This is a genomic window from Micromonospora sp. DT228, from assembly GCF_049841595.1.
Taxonomy (GTDB): Bacteria; Actinomycetota; Actinomycetes; order Mycobacteriales; family Micromonosporaceae; genus Micromonospora.
On the sequence record NZ_JBNCKO010000008.1, the window covers coordinates 259,181 to 284,091 of the forward strand.

23 protein-coding genes are annotated in these 24,911 nt (G+C 71.0%); 12 read left to right on the forward strand and 11 right to left on the reverse strand.

Annotated elements, in window-relative coordinates; all coding sequences use genetic code 11:
* Window positions 1–13: 13 nt before the first annotated feature.
* The gene (locus ACLQ29_RS18655) at window positions 14–760 is read right to left on the reverse strand and encodes a pyrimidine reductase family protein (RefSeq protein WP_425772777.1); all 747 of its coding nucleotides are present in this window, start codon (window positions 758–760) and stop codon (window positions 14–16) included.
* Between the two features lie 150 nt (window positions 761–910).
* Between ACLQ29_RS18655 and ACLQ29_RS18660 the strand changes: the two genes are divergently transcribed.
* The 6 genes from ACLQ29_RS18660 (at window position 911) to ACLQ29_RS18685 (ending at window position 7,457) form a co-directional block, all read left to right on the forward strand.
* Complete coding sequence (locus ACLQ29_RS18660) at window positions 911–1,474, forward strand: plasmid pRiA4b ORF-3 family protein (protein ID WP_425772778.1); 564 nt, start codon at window positions 911–913, stop codon at window positions 1,472–1,474.
* Window positions 1,475–1,685: 211 nt separating this feature from the next.
* Window positions 1,686–2,972, forward strand: coding sequence for an ABC transporter substrate-binding protein (locus ACLQ29_RS18665; RefSeq protein WP_425772779.1), 1,287 nt, complete (start codon window positions 1,686–1,688; stop codon window positions 2,970–2,972).
* A 113-nt stretch (window positions 2,973–3,085) separates the two neighbouring features.
* Window positions 3,086–4,057, forward strand: coding sequence for a carbohydrate ABC transporter permease (locus ACLQ29_RS18670; protein WP_425772780.1), 972 nt, complete (start codon window positions 3,086–3,088; stop codon window positions 4,055–4,057).
* A gap of 10 nt (window positions 4,058–4,067) precedes the next feature.
* Window positions 4,068–4,910 carry a carbohydrate ABC transporter permease gene (locus ACLQ29_RS18675; protein ID WP_425772781.1) on the forward strand — a complete coding sequence of 281 codons (843 nt, stop codon included), beginning with the start codon at window positions 4,068–4,070 and terminating at the stop codon, window positions 4,908–4,910.
* A complete protein-coding gene (locus ACLQ29_RS18680; RefSeq protein ID WP_425772782.1) occupies window positions 4,907–6,328 on the forward strand; it encodes a GH1 family beta-glucosidase in 1,422 nt (473 codons plus the stop codon). The genes ACLQ29_RS18675 and ACLQ29_RS18680 overlap by 4 nt, the downstream gene beginning before the upstream one ends.
* 82 nt (window positions 6,329–6,410) lie before the next feature.
* A complete protein-coding gene (locus ACLQ29_RS18685) occupies window positions 6,411–7,457 on the forward strand; it encodes a LacI family DNA-binding transcriptional regulator (RefSeq protein WP_425759309.1) in 1,047 nt (348 codons plus the stop codon).
* Window positions 7,458–7,537: 80 nt separating this feature from the next.
* On the opposite strand, the gene ACLQ29_RS18690 is transcribed toward ACLQ29_RS18685, so the two are convergent.
* Together ACLQ29_RS18690 and ACLQ29_RS18695 are read right to left on the reverse strand one after the other, a co-directional pair.
* On the reverse strand, window positions 7,538–8,749 hold the full coding sequence (locus tag ACLQ29_RS18690) for an acyl-CoA dehydrogenase family protein (protein WP_425772783.1): 1,212 nt from the start codon (window positions 8,747–8,749) through the stop codon (window positions 7,538–7,540).
* Window positions 8,749–9,828, reverse strand: a complete 1,080-nt coding sequence (locus ACLQ29_RS18695) for a phosphotransferase family protein (protein ID WP_425772784.1) — start codon at window positions 9,826–9,828, stop codon at window positions 8,749–8,751. Before ACLQ29_RS18695 ends, ACLQ29_RS18690 begins: the two co-directional genes overlap by 1 nt.
* 150 nt (window positions 9,829–9,978) lie before the next feature.
* On the opposite strand from ACLQ29_RS18695, the gene ACLQ29_RS18700 reads away from it, so the two are divergent.
* The 4 genes from ACLQ29_RS18700 to ACLQ29_RS18715 all read left to right on the forward strand — a co-directional run bounded on the left by ACLQ29_RS18700 (window position 9,979) and on the right by ACLQ29_RS18715 (window position 17,819).
* On the forward strand, window positions 9,979–10,680 hold the full coding sequence (locus tag ACLQ29_RS18700) for an amino acid-binding protein (protein ID WP_425759312.1): 702 nt from the start codon (window positions 9,979–9,981) through the stop codon (window positions 10,678–10,680).
* A gap of 89 nt (window positions 10,681–10,769) precedes the next feature.
* Window positions 10,770–11,822, forward strand: a complete 1,053-nt coding sequence (locus ACLQ29_RS18705; RefSeq protein WP_425772785.1) for a GNAT family N-acetyltransferase — start codon at window positions 10,770–10,772, stop codon at window positions 11,820–11,822.
* Between the two features lie 275 nt (window positions 11,823–12,097).
* Window positions 12,098–15,004 (forward strand): glycoside hydrolase family 9 protein, encoded by a 2,907-nt coding sequence (locus ACLQ29_RS18710; protein ID WP_425772786.1) that lies wholly within the window; start codon window positions 12,098–12,100, stop codon window positions 15,002–15,004.
* 328 nt (window positions 15,005–15,332) lie between these two features.
* Window positions 15,333–17,819 carry a non-reducing end alpha-L-arabinofuranosidase family hydrolase gene (locus tag ACLQ29_RS18715; protein WP_425772787.1) on the forward strand — a complete coding sequence of 829 codons (2,487 nt, stop codon included), beginning with the start codon at window positions 15,333–15,335 and terminating at the stop codon, window positions 17,817–17,819.
* Between the two features lie 57 nt (window positions 17,820–17,876).
* Here the strand turns inward: ACLQ29_RS18715 and ACLQ29_RS18720 are convergent, their stop codons facing one another.
* The 8 genes from ACLQ29_RS18720 to bioB form a co-directional block, all read right to left on the reverse strand.
* The gene (locus ACLQ29_RS18720) at window positions 17,877–18,389 is read right to left on the reverse strand and encodes a GNAT family N-acetyltransferase (protein ID WP_425772788.1); all 513 of its coding nucleotides are present in this window, start codon (window positions 18,387–18,389) and stop codon (window positions 17,877–17,879) included.
* On the reverse strand, window positions 18,386–18,793 hold the full coding sequence (locus ACLQ29_RS18725; RefSeq protein ID WP_425772789.1) for a hypothetical protein: 408 nt from the start codon (window positions 18,791–18,793) through the stop codon (window positions 18,386–18,388). The genes ACLQ29_RS18720 and ACLQ29_RS18725 overlap by 4 nt, the downstream gene beginning before the upstream one ends.
* A complete protein-coding gene (locus ACLQ29_RS18730; RefSeq protein WP_425772790.1) occupies window positions 18,790–19,362 on the reverse strand; it encodes a hypothetical protein in 573 nt (190 codons plus the stop codon). Before ACLQ29_RS18730 ends, ACLQ29_RS18725 begins: the two co-directional genes overlap by 4 nt.
* A complete protein-coding gene (locus ACLQ29_RS18735) occupies window positions 19,346–20,452 on the reverse strand; it encodes a WXG100 family type VII secretion target (RefSeq protein WP_425772791.1) in 1,107 nt (368 codons plus the stop codon). The genes ACLQ29_RS18730 and ACLQ29_RS18735 overlap by 17 nt, the downstream gene beginning before the upstream one ends.
* A complete protein-coding gene (locus tag ACLQ29_RS18740; RefSeq protein WP_425772792.1) occupies window positions 20,449–20,778 on the reverse strand; it encodes a hypothetical protein in 330 nt (109 codons plus the stop codon). The genes ACLQ29_RS18735 and ACLQ29_RS18740 overlap by 4 nt, the downstream gene beginning before the upstream one ends.
* Window positions 20,771–21,493, reverse strand: coding sequence for a YbaB/EbfC family nucleoid-associated protein (locus ACLQ29_RS18745; protein ID WP_425772793.1), 723 nt, complete (start codon window positions 21,491–21,493; stop codon window positions 20,771–20,773). The genes ACLQ29_RS18740 and ACLQ29_RS18745 overlap by 8 nt, the downstream gene beginning before the upstream one ends.
* 106 nt (window positions 21,494–21,599) lie before the next feature.
* Window positions 21,600–21,791: a hypothetical protein gene (locus tag ACLQ29_RS18750; protein ID WP_357813226.1), complete on the reverse strand. Its 192-nt coding sequence runs from the start codon at window positions 21,789–21,791 to the stop codon at window positions 21,600–21,602.
* A 5-nt stretch (window positions 21,792–21,796) separates the two neighbouring features.
* On the reverse strand, window positions 21,797–22,792 hold the full coding sequence (gene bioB / locus ACLQ29_RS18755; RefSeq protein ID WP_425772794.1) for a biotin synthase BioB: 996 nt from the start codon (window positions 22,790–22,792) through the stop codon (window positions 21,797–21,799).
* Window positions 22,793–22,948: 156 nt separating this feature from the next.
* Between bioB and ACLQ29_RS18760 the strand changes: the two genes are divergently transcribed.
* Window positions 22,949–24,109, forward strand: coding sequence for an 8-amino-7-oxononanoate synthase (locus ACLQ29_RS18760; RefSeq protein ID WP_425772795.1), 1,161 nt, complete (start codon window positions 22,949–22,951; stop codon window positions 24,107–24,109).
* 55 nt (window positions 24,110–24,164) lie between these two features.
* On the forward strand, window positions 24,165–24,890 hold the full coding sequence (gene bioD / locus ACLQ29_RS18765; RefSeq protein WP_425772796.1) for a dethiobiotin synthase: 726 nt from the start codon (window positions 24,165–24,167) through the stop codon (window positions 24,888–24,890).
* Window positions 24,891–24,911 lie beyond the last annotated feature (21 nt).

The following is a 24,911-nucleotide window of genomic DNA, read 5'->3' on the forward strand; positions in this document are numbered from 1 at the left end:
CGGAGTCGACAGGTCACGGGCGGGCGTGGCGGAGCATGAGGACGCCGTCCTCGGCGGCCAACACGTGGCGCAACGGCAGGTGCCGGGGCGGCGCGGTGTCGCCGGCGGTGATCCGGCCCGACCCCGGCCCCGCGAGCAGGGGCGAGACGGTCAGGCACAACTCGTCCACCAGATCGGCGGCGGTGAGCGCGCCGAACAGGTGCGGGCCACCCTCGCAGAGCAGTTGGGTCAGCCCGCGTCGGTGCAGTTCGGTGAGGCCGCCGGCCAGGTCGACCCGCTCGGTGCCGTGGCGCAGCAGGTCGGCGACGTCGGTCAGGCCGGGCGGCGGCTCGGCGTCGGCGTGGGTGAGCACGATCGGTCGGGTCGGCGCGTCGGCGAAGGCGGCCTGCGCCGGATCCAGGTCCAGCGAGCCGGAGACGACCACGAGCGTGGGGTAGTCGGCCAGCCCGTGGTCGCGACGCCAGGCGCGGCGCCGCTCGTCGAGGCGGACCGCGCGGTATCCCTCGTGGCGCAGCGTGCCCGCGGCCACCACCAGCGCGTCGCAGAGCATCCGCAGCAGCCCGAACACCCGCTTGTCCGGCTGGCCGGAGAGCCCGGCGGAGTAGTCGTCCACGCTGACCGCGCCGTCCAGGCTGGTGACGAAGTTGACCCGCAGGCGGGGCTCGTCCGCCCGGTGGTAGAGGGCGGTCAGCGCGGTGTCGTCGAGTGGCTGCGTCGACGGCTCGGGCCAGAGCCGTCGGATCGGAATTCCGACGGTCATTCGCCGGCCGGACCGGTGACCGGAGGGGTCGGTTCGGCGGTACGGTGCTGACAGTCGCACCAGTTCCGGCCCGGGCAGTCGTCGTGCCGCCGGGCCCGGCACGCTCGGCAGATCATGCTCGCAGCCTAAGCCGCGGGAGGACAGGACAGGATGCCGCGTCAGATCTTCCAGCTGAAGATGTCCCTCGCCGGCGTCCGACCGCCGGTGTGGCGACGGGTGCTCGTGCCGGCCGGCTACACGCTGGACCGGCTGCACCGGGTGGTGCAGCACGCGATGGGGTGGCGCGACTGCCACCTGCACTCGTTCGAGATCGACGCCATGCCGTACGGCGAGCCCGACCCGGACGGGGAGCTGGCGCTGCACGACGAGATGGACGTGCGGTTGGACGCGGTGCTCGGCAAGGGCAGCAGGTTCTCCTACACCTACGACTTCGGCGACTGGTGGGAGCACGACCTGGTCGTGGAGGACGCGCTGACCGCGGACCCCGACGAGCGGTACCCGGTCTGTCTGGACGGTGAGCGGGCCTGCCCGCCGGAGGGTGTCGGCGGGCCGCCGGGCTACCAGGCGCTCCTGGTCGCGTTGGCCGACGACGGCGACGCGGCCGGCCCGGTCGATCCCCGGCACGCGACGCTGCGCGACTGGGTCGGGTCCACATTTGACCCGTCCCGTTTTGACCCGGATCGGACCACCACCCTGCTCCGCCGCTTCTGCTGAAATCGACGCAGGCCGAGGCGTGAATTCGGGCTCGGCGGAGCGGTAACGATCTGGGAACGCTCCCAACACCCTATTGACACCCCCGTTACCTGTCGGCAATCTCATGGGAGCGCTCCCGGAGGTGGCACGGGTCACTCACACACCCTGGCGTGGCGCGATGAGCACCCCCCACCACACATCAGCCTCACCACCCGGAAAGAGGGGTCAGCGAATGAGTGTCACCACGCGGCGTACCCGCCTGGCGGCCGCTGCCCTGGCCGCGATCACCGCGGTCAGCGGTCTCGCAGCCTGTGGCAACGACGACGACAAGCCGGCGGCCGGCGAGAAGCCGACCAAGCTGGTCGTCGACACGTTCAGCGAGTTCGGCTACGACGAGCTCGTCAAGCAGTACGAGAAGGACACCGGCATCAAGGTCGAGCTGCGCAAGACCGCGCAGCTCAGCGAGTACCGGCCGAAGCTGGTCCGCTACCTGGCCACCGGCAAGGGCGCGGCGGACGTCACCGCCCTGGAAGAGGGCATCCTCAACGAGTTCAAGACCAACCCGAAGAACTGGGCCGACCTCAACCCCTTGATCGCCGACCACTCCAAGGAGTACCTGCCCTGGAAGTGGGAGCTGGGCAAGGCGCAGGACGGTCGGCTGGTCGGCCTGCCGACCGACGTCGGCAGCCTCGCCGTCTGCTACCGCAAGGACCTGTTCCAGGCGGCCGGCCTGCCCACCGAGCGCGACCAGGTGTCGGCGCTCTGGTCGGACTGGAAGGGCTACCACGACGCCGGTCTGAAGTACAAGCAGGCCACCGGCAAGGCGTTCGTCGACTCGATCACCGCCGTCTCCAACGGTGTGATGTTCCAGGGCAACGGTGATCTGTTCTACGACAAGGAAAACAACATCATCGCGGACACCAGCCCCGCGGTGAAGAACGCCTGGGACACCGCCACCTCGATGGCGGACATCTCCGCCAAGGTGCAGACCTGGTCGCCGGAGTGGTCGGGTGGCTTCAAGCAGGGCACCTTCGCCACCACCTTCTGCCCGTCCTGGATGCTCGGCATCGTGTCGGACAACTCGGGTGCGGCCAACAAGGGCAAGTGGGACGTCGCGGCCGTGCCGGGTGGCGGCGGTAACTGGGGCGGCTCGTGGCTCGCGGTTCCGGAGCAGAGCAAGTACCCGAAGGAGGCGGCGAAGCTCGCCGAGTACCTGACCAACGCGAAGAGCCAGGTGGACGCCTTCAAGCTCAAGGGCCCGCTGCCCACCAACCTGGAGGCGCTGAAGAACGACGCGTTCCTCAGCTACACCAACGAGTACTTCAGCAACGCGCCGACCGGCAAGATCTTCGGGGAGAGCGTCGCCAAGATCCAGCCGACCTACCTGGGTCCGAAGCACCAGGCGGTGAAGGAGAACGCGTTCGAGCCGGCCCTGCGGGCGTTCGAGAACGGGCGGGCCGACAAGGCGAAGGCCTGGGAGCAGTTCACGAAGGACGCCAAGACTCAGGGCGCCTTCTGAGTGAGTGATTCCCTGCCGGTGGCGTTCGGGGGTTCCCGGACGCCACCGGCCGGTCCCCTCCGCGTAGCGCCCTGCGCGAGGGCCCCCGGGCCTCGCCGGAAAAGGAAATTCGCATGAGCCTGTCGGCCACGACGGCACCGCCGTCGCCAGCAGCACCGCCTTCTCCCGACGTCTCTTCCCGACGTAGCCGGGCAAGGCTTTTCAATCGCCTCGACGTCAAGTACTCGCCGTACCTCTACATCGCCCCGTTCTTCCTGATCTTCGGTGTGTTCGGGCTGTACCCGATGCTGCGTACCGTCTGGATGTCCCTGCACGACTGGGACATGATCGGCGACCACACGTTCATCGGCTTCGACAACTACACCCGGCTGGTGTCCGACGAGTACTTCTGGAACGCGCTGGTCAACACGTTGGGCATCTTCGCCCTGTCGACAATCCCGCAACTGTTGCTCGCCCTCTTCCTGGCGAACCTGCTCAACCGGACCTTCCTGCGCGCCAAGACCTTCTTCCGGATGGCCATCTTCGTGCCGAACGTGGTGTCGGTGGCCGCGGTCGCGATCGTCTTCGGGATGCTGTTCCAGCGGGAGTTCGGCCTGTTCAACTGGCTGCTCAGCCTCGTCGGTGTCGACGCGGTCGACTGGGACGGCCAGCGGTGGAGCTCCTGGTTCGCCATCTCCACGATGGTCAACTGGCGGTGGACCGGTTACAACACCCTGATCCTGCTCGCCGGCATGCAGGCGATCCCGAAGGACCTCTACGAGGCCGCGGCGATCGACGGCGCCGGCCCGTGGCGGCAGTTCTGGCAGATCACCCTGCCGATGCTCAAGCCCACCTTCATCTTCGTGGTCATCCTCTCCACGATCGGTGGCATGCAGCTCTTCACCGAGCCCCTGCTCTTCGCCAACGGCAACATCCTCGGCGGCGACCAGCGGGAGTTCCAGACGCTGGCCATGTACATGTACGAGATGGGCATCGAGAACCTGAGCACCGCCGGTTACGGAGCCGCGGTCGCCTGGGCAATCTTCATGATCATCGTCGTGGTGTCGCTGTTCAACTTCCTACTCGTCCGCCGCTCGGCGAAGTGAGGAGAGATCGATGACCTCGGCCTCCCAGCGCCTGTGGCGCACCAGTCCGCTGACCTACGTCGCGCTCGTCCTGGCGGCGCTGCTGTCGATCTACCCGTTCTACTACATGCTCGTGATCGCCACTCGCAGCCTGGACCAGATCAACGACGTGCCGCCACCGATCACTCCCGCCGGAGCGTTCGGTGACAACTTCCAGCGGGTGCTCGACAACGACGCCGCCAACTTCTTCACCGGCATGATGAACTCGGTCATCGTCTCCTCGGTGGTCACCCTGTCGGTGGTGCTCACCGGTTCGCTGGCCGGGTTCGCCTTCGCCAAGCTGCGGTTCAAGGGCAGCAACGCCCTCCTGCTGACGATCATCATCACCATGATGATCCCGACCCAGATGGGGCTCATCCCGCTCTGGAGCATGATGCAGGACCTGGGCTGGTACGACACCCTCTACGCGGTCACCGTGCCGTTCCTGGTCACCGGCTTCGGCGTGTTCATGATGCGGCAGTACGCCAGCCAGGCGATCTCCGACGAGCTGATCGAGGCCGGTCGGGTCGACGGGGCGAGCACGTTCCGGATCTACTGGAGCATCGTGCTGCCCGCGCTGCGCCCCGCCGCCGGCGTGCTCGGTCTGCTGACCTTCATGGAGACCTGGAACTCGTTCATCTGGCCGTACGCCATCCTCACCCCGGAGAACCCGACCCTGCAGGTCTCGCTCTCCTTCCTCTCGTACGCCTACTACACCGACTACTCCCAGGTGTTCGCCGCCACGGCGATCGGGACCATCCCCCTCGTGCTCGTTTTTCTCGTGTTCGGCCGCCAGATCATCGGCGGGATCATGGAAGGTGCCGTCAAGTCGTGAGCAACCCCGCCAGCCCCAACGCCGTCGACGTTCTCGACGACCGTCCCGGGCTGACCTTCCCACCCGGATTCCTGTGGGGGGCCGCGACAGCGGCATACCAGATCGAGGGGGCGGCGGCCGAGGACGGCCGTACCCCGTCGATCTGGGACACCTTCAGCCACACCGACGGTCGGGTCGTCGCCGGGCACACCGGCGACGTCGCGTGCGACCACTACCACCGGCTCGGTAGCGACGTCGCGCTGATGGCCGAGCTGGGCCTCAAGTCGTACCGTTTCTCGGTCTCCTGGTCCCGGGTGCAGCCCGGCGGCGTCGGCGCGGCCAACCCGCAGGGGTTGGACTTCTACCGGCGGCTGGTCGACGAGCTGCTGGCCAACGGCATCGAGCCGTGGCTCACCCTCTACCACTGGGACCTGCCGCAACCCCTGGAGGACGCCGGCGGCTGGCCGGTCCGGGACACCGCCGCCCGGTTCGCCGACTACACGACGCTGCTGGCCGACGCCCTCGGCGACCGGGTGCGCTACTGGACCACGCTGAACGAGCCGTGGTGCTCGGCGTTCCTCGGCTACGGCTCCGGGGTGCACGCCCCCGGCCGCACCGACGGCGCGGACGCGGTGCGCGCCGGGCATCACCTGATGCTCGGTCACGGCCTGTCCGTGCAGGCGCTGCGGGCGGCCCGGCCGACCGCCGAGGTGGGCGTGACGGTGAACCTCTACCCGGTCGACCCGGCCAGCGACGCCCCGGCGGACGTGGACGCCGCCCGGCGGATCGACGGGTTGGCCAACCGGTTCTTCCTCGACCCGCTGCTGCGGGGGTCGTACCCGGAGGACCTGGTGGCCGACCTGAGCACGGTGACCGACTTCGGCCACGTGCGCGACGGCGACCTGGCGACCATCGCCACGCCGCTGGACCTGGTCGGGGTCAACTACTACAGCCGGCACGTGGTCGCCGCGGCGACCGAGGGCGTGGAGGCCGACCCGGCCCCCTCCTGCTGGCCGGGCAGCGAGGACGTCCGGTTCGTCACCCGTGGCGTCCCGGTGACCGACATGGGTTGGGAGATCGACGCCCCGGGCCTGGCCGAGACGCTGCGTCGGGTGCACGGCTACACCGACCTGCCGCTGTACGTCACCGAGAACGGCTCCGCGTTCGTCGACTCGGTGGTCGACGGGCAGGTCGACGACGTCGACCGGCTGGCCTACTTCGACGCCCACCTGCGCGCCGCGCACGAAGCGATCAACGACGGAGTTCCCCTGCGGGGATACTTCGCCTGGTCGTTGATGGATAATTTCGAATGGGCCTGGGGTTACACCAAGCGGTTCGGCATGATCCACGTCGACTACGACAGCCAGGTCCGCACCCCCAAGTCCAGCGCCAAGTGGTACGCCTCGGTGATCCGGCGCAACGGTCTGGCCGCACAATAGGCTCGGGCCAGCCATCAGGACGGTCCTGGCGTCCACCTCTAGCAGGTGGCGCCGGGTCCGCCCGCCGTCGGAGGAGCAGACGATGACAACGCAGCGCACCCGGTCGCTCGGGCGCCCGACCCTCGATGCGGTCGCGGCGCGCGCCGGTGTCGGTCGGGGCACGGTCTCCCGCGTGGTCAACGGCTCGCCGCAGGTCAGTCCGGAGGCCCGGGCCGCGGTTCAACAGGCCATCGCCGAGCTGGGGTACGTGCCGAACCGAGCCGCCCGCGCGCTCGTCACCCAGCGGACCGACTCCGTCGCGCTCGTGGTGTCCGAGTCCGGTGAGCGGGTCTTCACCGAGCCGTTCTTCGCCGCGATCGTCCGGGGGATCAGCTCCGGCCTGCTGGAGACGCCGATGCAGCTCTGGCTGGCCATGGCGCAGTCGCCGGTGGAGCGGGAGCGGGTCGAGCACCACCTGACCAACCAGCACGTCGACGGCGTACTGCTGTTGTCGTTGCACGATTCCGACCCACTGCCGACGCTGCTGGAGGAGCGCGGCCTGCCCGCGGTCCTCGGCGGTCGGCCCGCCCGCATGCTCCAACCGGGCGCCCAGCCGGCCTGGTTCGTCGACGTGGACAACGTTGGCGGGGCCCGGCAGGCGGTCGAGTACCTGGCGAGGCAGGGGCGACGTCGCATCGCCACCATCGCCGGCACCCAGGACATGGGCGTCGGCCTGGCCCGCCTGGCCGGCTACACCGAGGCGGTGAAGGCCACCGGGGCCGGCGTCAACCCCGACCTGATCGCGTACGGCGACTTCAGCGAGGGCAGCGGCGCGAGCGCCATGCGCCGACTGTTGGACGTCTGCCCGGACCTGGACGCGGTATTCGTCGCGTCCGACCTGATGGCGTTCGGCGCGCTGCGGACGCTGCGCGAGGCCGGCCGGCGGGTGCCGGAGGACGTCGCGGTGATCGGCTTCGACGACGCGACGATCGCCCTGCGGGCGGACCCGCCGCTGACCACTGTCTTCCAACCGGTGGAGGAGATGGGCCGGCAGATGGCCCGCCTGCTGGTGGCCCGGATCCGCGGCGAGGACCTGTCGGCCACGCACATCCTCCTGGACACCCAGCTGGTCCACCGCGCCAGCGCCTAACGTTTCTCCGTTGATCATGAGGTTATTGCCATGACACGCCGATGTGGCGGGCAATAACCTCATGATCAACGAGGGAGGGGTTACTGGGCCCAGCGGCGGAGTTCGCGCTTGGCCAGGGAGTTGCGGTGGACCTCGTCGGGGCCGTCGGCCAGACGTAGCGTGCGGGTCTGTGCCCAGAGTGCGGCCAGCGGAGTGTCCTGGCTGACGCCGGCGCCGCCGTACCCCTGGATGGCCTTGTCGATCACCCACTCCGCCATCGCCGGGGTGCCGATCTTGATGGCCTGGATCTCGGTGTGTGCGCCCTTGTTGCCGACGGTGTCCATCAGCCAGGCCGTCTTCAGCACCAGCAACCGGGCCTGCTCGATGCGCACCCGCGACTCGGCGATCCACTCCCGGACCACGCCCTGCTCCGCGAGGGGCCGGCCGAACGCGACCCGTCCGAGCGCCCGCTTGCAGAGCAGTTCCAATGCCCGTTCAGCCATTCCGATCAATCGCATGCAGTGGTGGATCCGGCCCGGACCCAGCCGGGCCTGGGCGATGGCGAAACCGGTGCCCTCGGCGCCGATCAGGTTAGCCGCGGGCACCCGGACGTCGGTGAAGTCGATCTCGGCGTGGCCGCCGTGTGAGCCGTCGGTGTAGCCGAAGACGGTCATGCCCCGGCGCACGTGCACCCCGGGGGTGTCCCGGGGGACCAGCACCATGCTCTGCTGGCGGTGCCGGTCGGCGTCGGGGTCGGTCTTGCCCATCACGATGAAGATCTCGCAGCGCGGGTCCATCGCGCCGGACGACCACCACTTGCGTCCGTTGATCACGTACTCGTCGCCGTCGCGGGTGATCCGGGTGGCGATGTTCGTGGCGTCGGAGGACGCCACGTCCGGTTCGGTCATGCAGAACGCGGAGCGGATCTCGCCCTCCAACAGCGGCATCAGCCAGCGCTGCCGCTGCTCTTCCGAGCCGAACTCGGCAAGCAACTCCATGTTGCCGGTGTCCGGCGCCGCGCAGTTGACCGCCTCGGGCGCCAGGTGCGGGCTGCGCCCGGTCAACTCGGCGAGCGGAGCGTACTGGAGGTTGGTCAGGCCGGCGCCGTAGCGCGGGTCGGGCAGGAACAGGTTCCACAGGCCGCGCTTGCGGGCCTCCGCCTTCAGTTCGGCCAGGACCGGGGTACGCGACCACGGGTCACCGGCGGCCACCTGCTCGGCGTGCACCGCCTCGGCCGGGTAGACGTGCTCGGTCAGGAACCGGGTCAGCTCGTCGCGCAGCTCCTCGGTCCGGCTGTCGAATGAGAAGTCCATCACCGCTCCCTGGCAGCGGTCAGCCCGTGCGCGACCAGCGGTGCCACCATCTCGCCGATCCGGTCGAAGCCCTCGCCGAGCGTCTGCCCGAGCGTGTGGCGGTAGTGGATGCCCTCGCAGATGACCGCGAGCTTGAAACAGCCGAGCGCCACGTGCCAGTGCAGCGGCCCGACGTCCACGTCGCTGCGCCCGGCGTACCTGTCGAGCAGCTCACCGCCGGTGGGGAAGCCGGCGCGCGGGCCGAGCCCGTCGGCGACCGGGTTGCCCTCGGCCGTCTCGCTGCCACCGAGCACGTCCCAGTAGGTCAGGAGCAGTCCCAGGTCGGCGAGCGGGTCACCGAGGGTGGCCATCTCCCAGTCGAGGACGGCGTGCACGGCCACCGGGTCGGCCGAGGCGAGGAGATTGTCCAACCGGTAGTCGCCGTGCACGATCCGGCCGGCGTTCGCGCCCTCCGGGGCGGTCGCCGCCAGCAGGTCACGCAGCTCGTCGATGCCGGGCAGCTCCCGGCTGCGGGAGCGGTCGAGCTGCCCGCCCCAGCGGCGGACCTGCCGGGCCAGGTAGCCCTCCGGGCGGCCGAAGTCGCCGAGCCCGACCGTGGCCGGCTCGACGCTGTGCAGTGCGGCGAGCGTGTCCATCATCGCCATGGCGAGGGCCCGGCGTCGGTCGTCGCCGAGCGGGTCGGTCTGCGAGCGGGCGCGGAACACCTCGCCGGGCATCCGCTCCATCAGGTAGAAGGGCGCGCCGATCACCTCGGGGTCGGCGCAGAGCAGCAGCGCGCCCGGGACCGGCACCTCGGTCGGCGCCAGCGCCGAGATGACCCGGAACTCGCGGGCCATGTCGTGGGCGGTCGCCAGCACGTGCCCGAGCGGAGGGCGGCGCAGCACGACCTCCCGGTCGCCGGCGCGCAGCAGGTAGGTGAGGTTGGACTTGCCGCCCGCGATCAGGTCGGCCCGCAGCGGCCCGACCGCCAGCTCGGGTCGGTGCTCGGCGAGGTAGCCGGCGAGCCGGTCCAGGGCAAGCCCGGCGGGAGAGGCGGGAACGGCGCCCGGTCGCGACGCATGCACGGCCGGATCACTCATCCGACTAGTTGATGGCAGCTCGCTCACGTTGTCAAGGTCAGAATTTCCCCTCGGGACATGCCTCGGCAACAGGGACGAAATGGTCACCCGGCAGGCTGTACCGCAGCCTGCCGGCCGCTTATCGCCGGCCCGCCGAGCGGAGGGACAGACATGTTGCTGCGAGTTCGGGTCACCCTGCCGGACCGTCCGGGCACGCTCGGCCAGGTCGCCCGCACGCTGGGCGTCTCCGGTGCGGACATCGTCCAGGTGGTGGTCCTCGAACGACTCGGCGGACGCGCGGTGGACGACTTCACCGTCGTCTGGCCGGGCGCCGCCCGGGTGGAGCGGCTGCTGGCTGGCCTCGCGGCGATTCCGGGCGTGCGGGTGGACGGCGTGTGGCGGGCGATCGGCGCGCCCACCACCACCGGCCAGGACGCGGAGTTGTTGGCCCAGGTCGCGGCCAACCCGGCCGACGGGCTGGCCACCCTTGTCGACGCGGTCCCCGGGCTGCTGGCGGCCGACTGGGCCGTCGCCGCCGTGGTGCCCGTCGACTGGGCCTCCCGGACCGGCAGCGGTGGGGCGACGGTGGGGCACGCGAGCTGGCGTACCCCGGTGCCTCTGCGGTTGCCGGAGGTGACCCCGCTGCGCGGTCGGGCGATGACCACGCCCGACGGCACCCACCACGCGATCGCGCCGTTCGGCCGGGCGGGCCTGGTGCTCGTTGTCGCCCGGGAATACAGCGACACCCTCTGCGCCGCCAACTTCCACAGCACCGAGGTCGACCGGCTCACCCAACTGGTCCGGGCCAGTGCGGTGATCCTCGGCGACCGGCTGGACCTGGTCGGCGCGCCGCCGGTGGTCGCCGGCCCCTGACCGGCCCGCGAGTTCCCGGGCGCGACACCGCCGGGCAATCGGGCGGCAACAGCCGGCGGCGAGGCTCTGCGGTGGGAAGGGAGCCAACCATGACGTTGTGGCGGATTCGAGCGACGGTGGACGACCGGCCGGGTTACCTGTCGGTGCTCACGGCGAGCCTCGCGCTGCGCGGGGTCAACATCCTCACCGTGCAGGTGCAACCCACCGAGCAGGGCGCGGTGGACGACTTCCTGGTCGACGCTCCGGACGCGCTCGACGAGGCGGGCCTGGTCGCCGCCGTCGAGCGCGGGCGGGGCCGGGACTGCTGGGTGGCGCGCAGCGAGGCGCGCGGCCTGGCCGACCAGCCGACCCGGGTGCTCGGGCTGGCCAACCGGCTGGTGCGCGACCCGGACGCCACGGGCGAGGCGTTGCGGACTCTGCTCGGCGCCGACTCGGTCACCTGGCGACCCGCGTCGACGGGCGTCGACCAGGGGGTCACCGGCGCCACCATGACGTTGGCCGACCCGGCGGGCGGCTCGTTCGCGCTGTGCCGGGCCGCGCCCGCCTTCACCCCGGCGGAGTACGCCCGGGCGCAGGCCCTTGTCGAGTTGGCCGCCACCGTGACGCGTCGGGCCGCGGAGCAGGTCACCCTGGTGCTGCCCGACGGGGCCGAGGTGGCCGTCCGGCCGGGCTGCGCGCACGACCTGTCCGGCGTCGTCGAGCTGCACGAGACGTGCTCGCCGCGTAGCCGGCACCGGCGTTACCTGGGCGGGGCGCTGCTGCCGCGGCCAGCCCGACTGCGTCGTCTGCTGGAGCCGGGGCGAGGGTTGACGCTCGTCGCCACGACCACCGGTGCCGACGGCGCGGCAGAGTCGGTGGTGGCGATGGCGAACCTGCTCGGCGAGGGCGACGAGGCCGAGGTGGCGCTGCTGGTACGTGACGACTGGCAGCGGCGGGGGCTCGGCTCGGCGTTGCTGCGCCGGCTGGCCCGGCACGCCGACGCCGCCGGTTACGCGGCGCTGGTGCTGCACGTCCAGGCGGAGAACACCCCGATGCTGCGCACACTGCGGCGGCTGGACCGGCCCAGCTCGGTGGAGCGCGACGGTGGGTTGCTCACCGTCACCGTCCCGCTCGCCGTCGCGGCCCTGACCCATCCGCGCTGACCGACCTCGAACGCTCCCGCTCGTTCGGCGTCGGACGCGCCCAGGGAGCTGCGCGGGACGCGCCCAGGGAGAGCTGCGCGATCATCGCCATCTGGCGACGGTAACGGTACCCCTTCACAAATCGATGACGGGCGCATTACATTGTCGGTTATCCATGGGAGCGCTTCCACGGCTTCCGTGGTCACACCGCCACCTCGTTGTCGCCGGTGGTCGTGCCGCCCGTACGCCGTCCCGCGTCGGTGCGACCGCCGGCGGCACCTCCGACAGGAGCCCGCATGCGCCACCTGACCCGGCCGTCCAGCGGCCATCCCGGTCGGTCACCGGTCGCCGACCAGCCTTGGCCCCGGCGCTTGCTGGCCGTCGGCGTCGCGCTGCTCACCGGCGCGTCTCTCGCGGTGACCGCACCGCCGTCCGGGCCCGCCGCCGCCGCGCCCGCCGCGACCTACAACTACGCCGAGGCGTTGCAGAAGTCGCTGCTCTTCTACGAGGCGCAGCAGTCCGGCAAGTTGCCGGACTGGAACCGGGTCTCCTGGCGCGGCGACAGCGCCCTCACCGACGGCGCCAGCGCGGGCCTGGATCTCACCGGTGGTTGGTACGACGCCGGCGACCACGTGAAGTTCGGTTTCCCGATGGCGTTCAGCGCCACCATGCTCGCGTGGGGCGCGGTCGAGTACCGCGCCGGCTACACCTCCTCCGGGCAACTGCCGCACCTGCTCAACAACCTGCGCTTCGTCAACGACTACTTCATCAAGGCGCACCCGTCGGCGAACGTCCTCTACGGGCAGGTCGGCAAGGGCGACGACGACCACAAGTGGTGGGGTCCGGCCGAGGTGATGCAGATGGCGCGGCCCGCGTACAAGATCGATGCGAGCTGTGGCGGCGCGGACCTGGCGGGGGAGACGGCGGCCGCGATGGCCGCGTCCTCGATGGTGTTCCGGCCCACCGACGCGGCCTACGCGGACAAGCTGCTGGGTCACGCCCGGCAGCTCTACACCTTCGCCGACACCGTGCGGAAGTCCTACCACGAGTGCATCACCGACGCGACGAGCTTCTACCGCTCGTGGAGCGGCTGGCAGGACGAGCTGGTCTGGGCCGCGATCTGGCTGCACCGGGCCACCGGCGAGGCCAGCTACCTGGCCAGGGCCGAGAGTGAGTACGACAAGCTCAACACCGAGAACCAGACCACCACCCGCTCCTACAAGTGGACCATCGCCTGGGACAACAAGCAGTTCGGGGCGTACGTGCTGCTGGCCAACCTGACCGGCAAGCAGAAGTACGTCGACGACGCCAACCGCTGGCTGGACTACTGGACCGTCGGCGTGAACGGGCAGCGGGTTCCATATTCACCAGGCGGGATGGCGGTGCTCGACTCCTGGGGCGCGCTGCGCTACGCCGCGAACACCTCCTTCGCCGCGCTCGTCTACAGCGACAAGACCACCGACACCACCCGCAAGGCGCGCTACCACGACTTCGCCGTCCGGCAGATCAACTACGCGCTCGGCGACAACCCGCGCAACTCCAGCTACGTCATCGGGTTCGGCGCCAACGCGCCGAAGAACCCGCACCACCGCACCGCGCACGGCTCCTGGTGGGACAGCCAGACCGTCCCCGTGCAGACCCGGCACACCCTCTACGGCGCGCTTGTCGGTGGCCCGTCCGCGGCCAACGACGCGTACAGCGACAGCCGGTCGGACTACGTGATGAACGAGGTGGCCACCGACTACAACGCCGGCTTCACGTCCGCGCTGGTCCGGCTGACCTCCGAGTACGGCGGCACGCCGCTGGCGAACTTCCCGGTCGCCGAGACGCCGGACATCGACGAGCTGACCGTGGAGACCACCGTGGCGCAGGCCGAACCTCGGGCCACCGGGCTCAAGGTCATGGTCTACAACAAGTCCGCGTTCCCGGCCCGCGCGTTGACCGACGGGAAGTTCCGGTACTACTTCCGGCCCGACGGCACCGGCGGAGTGCAGGTCACCGCCGGCTACACCCAGGGCTGCCCGTCCCCGACCACGGCCAAGCAGTTCAGCGGCGACATCTGGTACGTGGAGGTCGACTGCACCGGCTACACCATCGCCCCGGCCGGCCAGTCGGCGCACCGGATGGAGGTCCAGTTCAAGATCGGCGTGCCGGAGGGCGGCACCTGGGACCCGACGAACGACCCGTCGTACCAGGCCACCGCAGGGCCCAACCGCAAGGTGCCGCTCTACTCCGGCAGCACCCGCGTCTGGGGCGACGAGCCGGGGCCGGTCGTGCCGGACACCACCGCGCCGAGCGTCCCGGGCAAGCCTGTCGCGTCCGGCCTCGCGCCCCGCTCGGTCACCCTGACCTGGGCGGCCTCCACCGACAGTGGTGGCAGCGGCCTGGCCGGCTACGACGTCCGCGAGATCCAGGTTGGTGGCGACACGGTGCTGAACCGGCCCGTCACCGGCACCACGCTCACCATCTCGACGCTGCTGCCGGAGCACACGTACGAGTTCGCGGTCATCGCCCGCGACGGCGCGGGCAACAGGTCGGCGGCCTCACCGGTGCTCACCGTGACCACACCGCCGACCGGATCGGCCGACACCACCGCGCCGAGCACGCCCGGCACGCCGGTCGCCTCGGCGGTCACCGCCACCGGGCTCACCCTGGCCTGGACCCCGTCGACCGACAACATCGGGGTCACCGGGTACCGGGTCTACCGCGAGGCCGGCACGACCGACGCGCTCGTCGGCTCGCCGACCGGCAGCACGGTGGTCCTGTCCGGGCTGACCGCGTCGACGGCGTACCAGTTCTACGTGGTGGCCGTGGACGCGGCGGGCAACACCTCCGCGGCGTCCGCGCCGGTCGCGGTGACCACCGCGGCCCCGCCGATCGGCGGTGCCTGCGCGGTGGGGTACGCCACCACCGACTGGGGCACCGGCGGCTTCACCGCCAGCGTGACGATCACCAACACCGGCACCAGTGCGATGAACGGCTGGACTCTGCGGTACAGCTTCCCCGCCGGGCAGACCGTCAGCCAGGGCTGGTCGGCGACGGTCAGCCAGACCGGGGCCGCGGTCACCGCCACGAACCTGTCCTACAACGGCACGATCGCGCCGGGGGCGTCGGTCAACTTCGGCTTCAACGGCGCCCACACGGGCACCAACCCGAAACCGGCAGCGTTCACCGTCAACAACGTCACCTGCGCCGTGGCCTGAGCCGCCGAACGTTTGAGATCTTGGACAGTTTCCGTTCTTGCTGAACTTGCTGAACGGAAACTGTCCAAGATCTGTGACCGGAGTACGCGGATTGCCATCCGGTCAGGTCAGAAGGCGGCGGACATTGCCTTGACCGGGCATCTTCAGCTCGTCGAGCAGGTCCAGGTCGGCGGTCGCCGGCCGGCCCAGCGTGGTTCCGAAACTTTTTCGAAACATCATTGCCCGGACCTGCGTGTGTGCAAGCATCGACTGAGTTGGATTTCCCCCCACCGAGACCTCCGGTCGTCCCGCCTCGACGGCCCGGGTGTTGGCCAATAAGGAGGCCGAGATGGCAATGAGCCCAACCGTTTGTCGCGGCGGGACTCGGCGACGGCGATCGCCCGCCGTCCGAGCGCTGCTCGCCGGCGCGTTCAGCGTCGTGACCGTAGCCGCCGCAGCGGTGATGATGCCCTCGGCGAACGCCGCCGCGACCACGCTCGGCGCGGCCGCCGCGCAGTCGGGCCGGTACTTCGGCACCGCCATAGCGGCTGGCCGGCTCGGCGACTCGACGTACAGCACGATCGCCGGGCGCGAGTTCAACATGATCACGGCCGAGAACGAGATGAAGCCGGACGCGACGGAGCCCCAGCGGGGCCAGTTCAACTTCAACTCCGGTGACCAGATCTACAACTGGGCAACCCAGCGCGGCCTGAAGGTCCGTGGGCACACCCTGGCCTGGCACGGGCAACAGCCGGGGTGGATGCAGAGCCTCAACGGCAGCAGCCTGCGGCAGGCGATGATCGACCACATCAACGGCGTGATGGGCCACTACCGGGGCAAGCTCGCCGCGTGGGACGTGGTGAACGAGGCGTTCAACGAGGACGGCAGCCGTCGTCAGTCGAACCTCCAGGGCACCGGCAACGACTGGATCGAGGTGGCGTTCCGCACCGCGCGCGCGGCCGACCCGTCGGTCAAGCTCTGCTACAACGACTACAACATCGAGAACTGGTCGTACGGCAAGACGCAGGGCGTCTACCGCATGATCCAGGACTTCAAGTCCCGTGGCGTGCCGATCGACTGCGTCGGGTTGCAGACCCACTTCACCGGCGGCAGCTCGCTACCGAGCAACTTCCAGACCACGCTGTCCAGCTTCGCCGCGCTCGGCGTGGACGTGGCACTGACCGAGGTCGACGTCACCAACTCCTCCACCACCCAGTACGCCGGGCTGACCCAGGCCTGCCTGAACGTGCCGCGCTGCATCGGCATCACCGTCTGGGGCGTACGCGACAGCGACTCCTGGCGCTCCAACGAGAGCCCGCTGCTCTTCGACGGCGGCGGCAACAAGAAGGCCGCCTACAACTCCGTCCTCAACGCGCTCAACGCGGCCCCTCCGACCTCGGGGCCGACCGTGACCCCGACCGTGAGCCCGACCGTGACCCCGACCACGAGCCCGCCGCCGAGTGGCGGCTCCGGCCGGATCACCGGGGTGCAGTCGGGCCGGTGCATCGACGTGCCCAACTCCACGCAGACCAACGGCACCCGGGTCCAGCTCTACGACTGCAACGGTCAGTCGAACCAGCAGTGGACGTACACCACCGGCAAGCAGTTGCGGGTCTACGGCAGCAAGTGCCTGGACGCGAACGGCGCGGGCACCGCGAACGGCACCGGAGTCATCATCTGGGACTGCAACGGTCAGTCGAACCAGCAGTGGAACGTCAACTCCAACGGCACCATCAGCGGCGTCCAGTCGGGTCGATGCCTGGACGTCTGGGGCACCGGCAACGGCCAGCAGGTCCAGCTGTACGACTGCCACGGGCAGACCAACCAGCAGTGGCGGACCGACTTCGGTGGCGGCACCACCACGCCGCCGCCGACCACCACCCCGCCGCCGACCACCCCGCCGCCGACCACGGCGCCGCCGGGCGGCTGCGCGCTCCCGTCGACCTACCGGTGGTCCTCGACCGGCGCGCTGACGAGCCCGCAGAACGGCTGGCTCTCGCTCAAGGACTTCACAAACGTGGTCTACAACGGCAAGCACCTGGTCTACGCGTCGAACGTCAACAGCAGCGGCTCGTACGGCTCGATGAACTTCAGCCTGTTCACCAACTGGTCCGACATGGCCTCGGCCGGCCAGACCGGAATGAGTCAGGGCACGGTGGCGCCGACGCTGCTGTACTTCGCCCCGAAGAACATCTGGGTGCTGGCGTACCAGTGGGGACCGACCTCGTTCAGTTACAAGACGTCGAGCGACCCGACCAACGCCAACGGCTGGTCCTCGGCACAGACGCTCTCCACCGCCAGCCTCCCCGACGCCCCGTACGGCGTGATCGACCAGACCCTCATCGGCGACGACCAGAACATGTACCTGTTCTTCGCGGGGGACAACGGCAAGATCTACCGGTCGAGCATGCCGCTCGGGAACTTCCCGGGCAGCTTCGGCTCGAGCTACACGACGGTCATGACCGACTCGACGAACAACCTGTTCGAGGGCGTCGAGGTCTACAAGGTGCAGGGCCAGAACCAGTACCTCATGATCGTCGAGGCGATCGGAAGCCAGGGACAACGCTACTTCCGGTCGTTCACGTCCAGCAGCCTGGGCGGCTCGTGGACCCCGCAGGCCGCCAGCGAGAGCAACCCCTTCGCCGGTAGGGCCAACAGCGGCGCGACGTGGACCAACGACATCAGCCACGGTGACCTGGTCCGCACCAACCCCGACCAGACCAAGACCGTCGACGCCTGCAACCTGCAGTTGCTCTACCAGGGCAAGGACCCCAACGCGAGCGGCGACTACAACCGGCTGCCGTGGCGGCCGGGTGTGCTGACCCTCCAGCGCTAGTTCGCGGAGAACCGGGGCGTGCCCGGCACCGTGCGGTGCCGGGCACGCTCGTCCGATTCAGCCGGGTAGGTCCTCGGCGAGCAGGTCCATCAGCAGGGCGTCGTGCCAGCGGCCGTCCTCGCCCCGCTCGTAGCGGCGCATGATGCCCACGGGACGGAAACCCACCTTCGCGTACGCGCGGATCGCGGCGCTGTTCGCCGCCGCCGGGTCGATGGTGAACCGGTGGTGGCCGTACTCGTCGATCAGGTGCCGGGCCAGGGTGCGGATCGCGTCGACGCCCAGCCCGGCGCCGCGTACCGCCGGGTCGAGGAAGATGTCCATGCTGGCGTGCCGGTAGTCCGGGTCCGGTTCGGCGTGCCACTGGATCGCGCCGATCACCCGGCCGTCGTGCTCGATGGCGTACAGGTGCAGGTCGCCGTCACCGAGGTCGGCGCGGACGGAGTCGGCCAGGTCGTCGTCGCCACGCCACCAGCGGCGCACCTCGGGCGTGGCCCGGATGTCGGCCAACGCGGCGACGTCCGCCTCCTCGGCGGGGCGCAGCGTCACCACCCGGCCCGACAACGTGCTCACGAGCCGCTCCCCAGCGTCGCGCTGGTGTCCCAGCGCAGCACGTGTGTGTCGGTGTGGTCCTTGCGGATCGTGATCGCGGCCTCGTACCGCAACCGCGCCACACCGTCGACGACCACGTCGAGCTGCTGCCGAGCCGCCGCCGGTTCGCGGATCTCCACCTGGTGCGCGCCGACCGGTAGCGGATAGAACCAGCTCGACCAGCTGGCCCGCGCCGGCGCACCGTCGATCAACAGCACCGGCGGGGGGATCCAGATGTCCCAGTTGGGACGGTCGTCGACGAGCACGTCGCCACGGTACAGCTGGACCTGGCTGGTGAAGAAGAAGGTGAGCAGCACTCCGGCCTGCCCGCCCGGAGGCGTCGGCGAATCGGTGTCCGCTCCGACGAAGAGCGCCGCCGCGCTCACCGACGCCGCCTCGTGCCGCGCCGGAACACCAGGATGCCGACGACGATGCCCAGCACCGGTGGGACCAGCAGCAGCGCGGTCGGGGCATCGTCCACCAGCAGGAACGGCAGGAACCCCAGGTACGCGGCACCCAGGCCGAGGACCAGGCTGAAGGTCAACGCGGCGGCGATCGGCATCCGCCCGCTGGGTCGCTGCTCGCCGCGCCCCAACGCGCCGGCGCCGAACGCCTCGTAGGAGGCGGCGTACTCCAGCGGCACGACCTCTCCCTCACTCACGGTGATCAGTGTGCTGCGCAGCGGTGACACGTACTGCACCTCGACCAGTCGCTCGCCGACCGGCACCACGATGAGGGCGCGGCCGAAGCCGTAGGTCGCCGGCCGGCCGTCCACACCTACCATCGGGGCGAGCGTGAACCGCGCCGACTGCGGGGGGCACCAGGTGTGCACGGCGATCCCGCCGTGCCCGGGCGGTAGCTGTGGTGGCGGGCCGGCCGGGTCGTACCGCTCGATCTGGTACGCGCCCTGCGGGTGGGTGAGGTCACCGCCCGAGGGGTCATCGACCTGGGTCAAGGTATTGCTCCGTCCGGGAGTCGGAGAGTTCGGCGTCGTCGCCGAAGTAGTCGGTCGCCCGTTTGCCCTCGTTGGCCGCCGTCGCCGCGAGCTTGTCGGCCGGGCCCAGCCAGGTCCGGAAGTCCTTCGCCGAGTCGACGAGCACCGCCGACGAACCGCGCCAACCCGACGCGAACGTGCCGTTGGCCCCACGAAGCTGGAACGACGCCTTGACCGAGGCCATCGTCTTCGGGTGCATCCTGGCGAGGACGGTGCGCAGCCGCTGGAGCAACGCGACGACCTTGCTGATGAACGTGGTCGCCCGGGTGGTGACGACCGCGCCCTGCACGGTCGTGGCCGCTCCCGCCGCGGCGGTGGACGCACCCATCGTCGGCACCGCGCTGGCCAACGCCGCCGTCCAGGTGAAGACCATCCACTCCACGAAGGTGGCGATCAGACCGAGCACGAAACCCTGCGCCACTTCCATCAGCAGCTTCGCCGCGTTCAGCGTCATCACCAGTTTTCGGGCGTCGTTGCCGAGACCGGCCACCCCCTGGGCGAACTCGTCCATCCGCTGGCGCGCGGCGTCGGCGGCCAGCCCCTGCCAGCCCACCAGCCCCTCCTGGACCGCCGCACGGATCTCCGCGGCCAGCGGGTCGAGCGCGTTGCCGACCCGCTCCCACTTGGCGATCTCCCCCTCCATCCGCTCGGCATTGCCGGTGACCAGCCCGAGCAGGTCTTCCAGCGGCTGCACCACGTCCACCAGAAACGTGAGCCCGGCGGAGATCAGGAAGTTGAGCGGGTCCACCGCGTAGGCGAAGACGTTGACGCCCAGGTCGCCGACGCTGCCGGCGATGTTGAACAGTTCCGACCAGTCGCCGTCGCCGCCGGCCCACTTGGCGCCCGCCGAGACGGCCTGCGGGATCCCGGAGAGCCCCGGCACGTCCTTGACCGGGTCGAGACGGAGCACGTCGTAACCGCCGACGTCCACCGACCCGGCCCCGCCGTACCCGTCCCAGGTGGTGTCCGCGCCGACCGGGCCGGTCGCCCACTCCTGCCGGGTGACGTCGTTTGTGACGTCGCTGTCGGTGAGGTCACGTTCGTCGCTCACTCGGGGTAGCCCTCGGCCAGCCGCTGATGCAACCTGCGCATCCGCTCGTCGATGTCCTGCTCGGTGCGCCGGTACGCCTCGGCGGTGCAGTCCAACGCCTCGACCCGGTCGGTGAGCGCCTCCCCCATCAGGCCCAGGTGCTCGTAGAACTCACCGGCGAAGCGCCAGTACAGCGCGGCGAACGGCGCCCCCAGGGCACCCCAGATATACCACTCGGGGTTGGCGTCCTCGGCCAGGTCGGCGATCGCCGCCGCCCGCTGCTGGATGTCCGCCAGGCGCGTCCGGCAGGTCAGGATCTCGTCCACGTTCGCTTCGAAGTCAGCCACCTCGGCCCTCCTCGTCGTCGGTCTCGGACGGTCGGTAGGTGGCCACCAACGACACCAGGTCCAGGCGGGAGCCGGCAACACGCTGGACCCGCTCGGCGAGCAGCGCGGCGGCGTCCGCGGTGGCCCGGCGGACGGTGTCGCGCACCAACGTGGCCAACTGGGCCGGGTCCAGGCGGGGCGCGGTGTCGGCCAGCTCGACCCGCCGCAGCTCGCCCGTGGCGCCCACCTCGGCGACGACCCCGCCCTGTGTCGCGTGGGCGGTGGCGGTCAGGTCGACCACGTCGGCCCGCGTCGTCGCCCAGGCGTCAAGTTGCCGTCGCGCCTCGTCGCGCAGACGGCGAACGAGCGGGTCGGTCTCCTCGTCGGCGGTGTCGTCGGCCGGGGGTGGGGGCGGCTCGGGCAGCGCGCTGGCGAGGGGGTCGGGCAGGTCGGCGCGGCCGGGCACCAGCTCGCGGGCCCGTTCGGTGAGCAACTCGTCGGCCCGCTCGGCGGCGGCGCGCACGGTGGCGACCAGCAGCGCGCCGAGGGCTCGGCCGTCATGGTGCCGGATCCGGCGGGTCAGCGTGAGGTCGAGCAGGGCGTTGCGCGGCCCGGCCGTCACCACCACCGCACCGTCCGGCGACTCGACGGTCACCGTGGTCTCCCCGACCACGACGCGCAGCTCGGCCGCCGTGCTCAGGATTCGCCGCTCCCGGGCGGCGCGGTCAGCGTCCACCTTGGTCCCCCCGCGGGTTGTCGCCCCAGCCGTGGGTCGGAACCTACCACCGCGCACGGCGTCGGCGGGTCCCCGCCGACGCCGCTGGTGGGTCAGGTGGAGTGGATCAGCCCCGGATCTCGCCGTGCTCGACGCAGACCGCCGACCAGCCGACCGGCAGCACCTGCACCTTCATCCGGCGGCGGCACCTGTGGCAGAACCGGGGCGGCTCCAACTGGCGGGCCGAGGCGCAGCCCGGGTGGGCGGCGGCCGTCGCCGACTCACCGCACCTGTCGCACCACACCTCGGTCGTCGTCATCGTCGTCACAGCGTGGCGGAGAGCGCCTTGACCGGCATCTTCAGCTCGTCCAGCAGGTCCAGGTCGGCGGTCGCCGGCCGACCCAGCGTGGTCAGGTAGTTGCCGACGATCACCGCGTTGATGCCACCGAGCAGACCGTCCCGGGTGCCCAGGTCACCGAGGGTGATCTCCCGACCACCCGCGTACCGGAGGATGGTGCGCGGCATGGCCAGCCGGAACGCGGCGATGGCCCGCAGCGCGTCCTTGCCCTCCACCACCGGACGGTCGCCCAGCGGCGTGCCCGGTCGGGGGTTGAGGAAGTTGAGCGGCACCTCGTGCGGGTTCAGCTCGGCGAGCTGCGCGGCGAACTCGGCCCGCTGCTCGACGGTCTCGCCGAGGCCGAGGATGCCACCGCAGCACACCTCCATGCCGGAGTCGCGCACCATCCGCAGCGTCTCCCAGCGCTCCTCCCAGGAGTGCGTGGTGACCACGTTGGGGAAGTACGACCGGCAGGTCTCCAGGTTGTGGTTGTAGCGGTGCACACCCATGTCGACAAGGTCGTCGACCTGCTCCTGGGTGAGCATGCCCAGCGACGCGGCGACCTGGATGTCGACCTCGGCCTTGATCGCGGCCACGCCCTCGCGCATCTGCTTCATCAGGCGGGCGTCCGGGCCGCGCACGGCGGCGACGATGCAGAACTCGGTCGCCCCGGTCTTGGCGGTCTGCTTCGCCGCCTCGACAAGCGACGGGATGTCCAGCCAGACCGACCGCACCGGGGAGGTGAACAGGCCCGACTGGGAGCAGAAGTGGCAGTCCTCCGGGCAGCCGCCGGTCTTCAGCGAGACGATGCCCTCGACCTCGACCTCGGGACCGCACCAGCGCATCCGCACGTCGTGGGCGAGTTGCAGGGCGGCGGGCAGGTGCTCGTCGGGCAGGTTCAGCACCGCGAGGATGCCGGCCTGGTCGAGGCCGACACCGTCACCCAGCACCTGGGTCCGGGCCTGGTCGAGGATCTCTGGCATGGCTCGTACCCTACAAGGCCCCCCGTCAGCCGGAATGGCCTGGCAGCCCGGCGGGGCGCTCGCGTCGAGTGGATCCGTCGGGCTGACGGTGGCGGGTGGTAATTTCGCCCGGCGGGTGTCGGGCTGACCGGCGCGGACGGCGGCGAAGGGGTGACGGTGGCGGACTGGCTGGCGGCGCTCGACCGCCGCGCGCAGTTACGGGCGAAGGCCGGGCTGACCCGGCGACTGCACCCGCGACCCGCCGGCGACGGGGTGACCGATCTGGCCGGCAACGACTACCTCGGCCTGGCCACCCACCCGGAGGTCACCGCCGCGGCCATGGCGGCGCTGTCGGCGTACGGGCTGGGGGCCACCGGGTCGCGCCTCGTGCGGGGTTCCACCGACGCGCACCAGGCGCTGGAGGACGAGCTGGCGCATTGGCTGGGCACCGATCGCGCCCTCGTCTTCTCCTCCGGCTACCTGGCCAACCTCGGCGCGCTGCGGGCACTCGTCCAACCTCGGACGCTGCTCGTCTCCGACGCGCACAACCACGCGTCCCTGATCGACGGCTGCCGGATCTCCGGCGCTGAGACGGCGGTCACCCCGCACGCTGACGTGGACGCCGTGGCCGCCGCGCTCGCGGCCGCTCCGGGCCGCCCGGCGGTGGTGGTGACCGAGTCGGTCTTCTCGGTCGACGGTGACCTCGCGCCGTTGGCCCGGTTGCACGCGGTGGCCCGCCGGCACGGCGCGCTCCTGCTGATCGACGACGCGCACGCGCTCGGCGTGACAGGTCCGGCCGGCGCGGGTGCGGTGGCCGCCGCGGGGCTGGCGGGTGAGCCGGACGTGGTGATCACCGCCACCCTGTCCAAGGCGCTCGGTGGCGCCGGTGGTGTGGTCGCCGGCCCGGCCGAGTTCGTCAGGCATCTGGTCGAGACCGGGCGTACGTTCATCTTCGACACGGCGCTGCCACCGGCGGTCGCCGCCGGCGTGCACGCCGCGCTGCGGCTGGCCCGGGTCGGTGACGACAGGCGTGCGGAGCTGTCCGACCGGGTGCGGGTGGCGGTCGGTCGACTGCGCGCGGCCGGGCTGACCGTCTCCGCGCCGGACGCGGCGGTGATCTCGGTGACCGCCCCCGGGCCGGAGGCGGCGACCGCCTGGGCCGCCGACTGCCGGGATCGGGGTGTCGCGGTGGGCTGCTTCCGGCCACCGTCCACTCCGGACAGCCGTTCCCGTCTGCGCCTCACGGTCAGCGCCGGGGTGCCCCGTGCGGATTTCGAGCGGGCCCTGGAGGTCATCGTGGAGTGTGCCCCGCAGTCGCGAGCAGAGGTGGCGCCGTGAGCGCGAGGAGTGAGCCGGGTTTGCGAGCCCCGCAGTCGCGAGCAGAGGTGGCGCCGTGAGCGGGTGGGAGGGGTCGGTCCTGGTTACCGGGACCGACACCGAGGTCGGTAAGACGGTGGCGACGGCGGCGATCGCGGCCGCGGCGCAGGCGGCCGGGCTGCGGGTGGCGGTGGTCAAACCGGCCCAGACGGGTACGGCCGGCGGTGAGCCGGGCGACGTGGACGCGGTGAACCGGCTGGCCGCCCCGCTGACCGGCCGGACCCTGGCCAGTTATCCCGACCCGCTCGCCCCGCTGGCGGCTGCCCGGGTGGCCGACCTGCCGCCGTTGGAGCTGTACGAGGCGGTGGACGCGGTCCGTGCGGAGGCGGACAAACACGACCTGGTGTTGATCGAGGGCGCGGGTGGGTTGCTGGTTCCGATGGGGCTGCGTCCGTCGGGGGAGCCGTGGACGATGGCGGACCTGGCGGTGTCGCTCGGCGCGCCGGCGGTGGTGGTGGCCCGCGCCGGGTTGGGCACGCTCAACCACACCGCGCTGACCCTGGAGGCGCTCGACCGGCGGGCGGTGCCGGCCGGCGTGGTGATCGGGGCCTGGCCGAGCCGGCCGGAGCTGGTGCACTGGACCAATCTCACCGATCTGGTGCCGAATCTGCTCGGCGCGCTGCCCGACGGCGCCGGGGCGATGGACCCGGGCGTGTTCCGGCGCTCCGCGCCGGGCTGGCTCACCCCGGCCCTGCACGGTGTGCTCGACGACTGGCGGGTCTGGGCCGAGGAGAGCGGCTGACCACCTGACTTTCGTCGGTGT

Coding starts and splice junctions, on each gene's coding strand:
- ACLQ29_RS18705 (WP_425772785.1), top strand. CDS start 10,770: ATGACGTTGTGGCGGATTCGAGCGACGGTGGACGACCGGCCGGGTTAC.
- ACLQ29_RS18710 (WP_425772786.1), top strand. CDS start 12,098: ATGCGCCACCTGACCCGGCCGTCCAGCGGCCATCCCGGTCGGTCACCG.
- ACLQ29_RS18700 (WP_425759312.1), top strand. CDS start 9,979: ATGTTGCTGCGAGTTCGGGTCACCCTGCCGGACCGTCCGGGCACGCTC.
- ACLQ29_RS18665 (WP_425772779.1), top strand. CDS start 1,686: ATGAGTGTCACCACGCGGCGTACCCGCCTGGCGGCCGCTGCCCTGGCC.
- ACLQ29_RS18655 (WP_425772777.1), bottom strand. CDS start 760: ATGACCGTCGGAATTCCGATCCGACGGCTCTGGCCCGAGCCGTCGACG.
- ACLQ29_RS18660 (WP_425772778.1), top strand. CDS start 911: ATGCCGCGTCAGATCTTCCAGCTGAAGATGTCCCTCGCCGGCGTCCGA.
- bioB (WP_425772794.1), bottom strand. CDS start 22,792: ATGCCAGAGATCCTCGACCAGGCCCGGACCCAGGTGCTGGGTGACGGT.
- ACLQ29_RS18675 (WP_425772781.1), top strand. CDS start 4,068: ATGACCTCGGCCTCCCAGCGCCTGTGGCGCACCAGTCCGCTGACCTAC.
- ACLQ29_RS18670 (WP_425772780.1), top strand. CDS start 3,086: ATGAGCCTGTCGGCCACGACGGCACCGCCGTCGCCAGCAGCACCGCCT.
- ACLQ29_RS18695 (WP_425772784.1), bottom strand. CDS start 9,828: ATGAGTGATCCGGCCGTGCATGCGTCGCGACCGGGCGCCGTTCCCGCC.
- ACLQ29_RS18690 (WP_425772783.1), bottom strand. CDS start 8,749: ATGGACTTCTCATTCGACAGCCGGACCGAGGAGCTGCGCGACGAGCTG.
- ACLQ29_RS18685 (WP_425759309.1), top strand. CDS start 6,411: ATGACAACGCAGCGCACCCGGTCGCTCGGGCGCCCGACCCTCGATGCG.
- ACLQ29_RS18715 (WP_425772787.1), top strand. CDS start 15,333: ATGGCAATGAGCCCAACCGTTTGTCGCGGCGGGACTCGGCGACGGCGA.
- ACLQ29_RS18750 (WP_357813226.1), bottom strand. CDS start 21,791: ATGACGACGACCGAGGTGTGGTGCGACAGGTGCGGTGAGTCGGCGACG.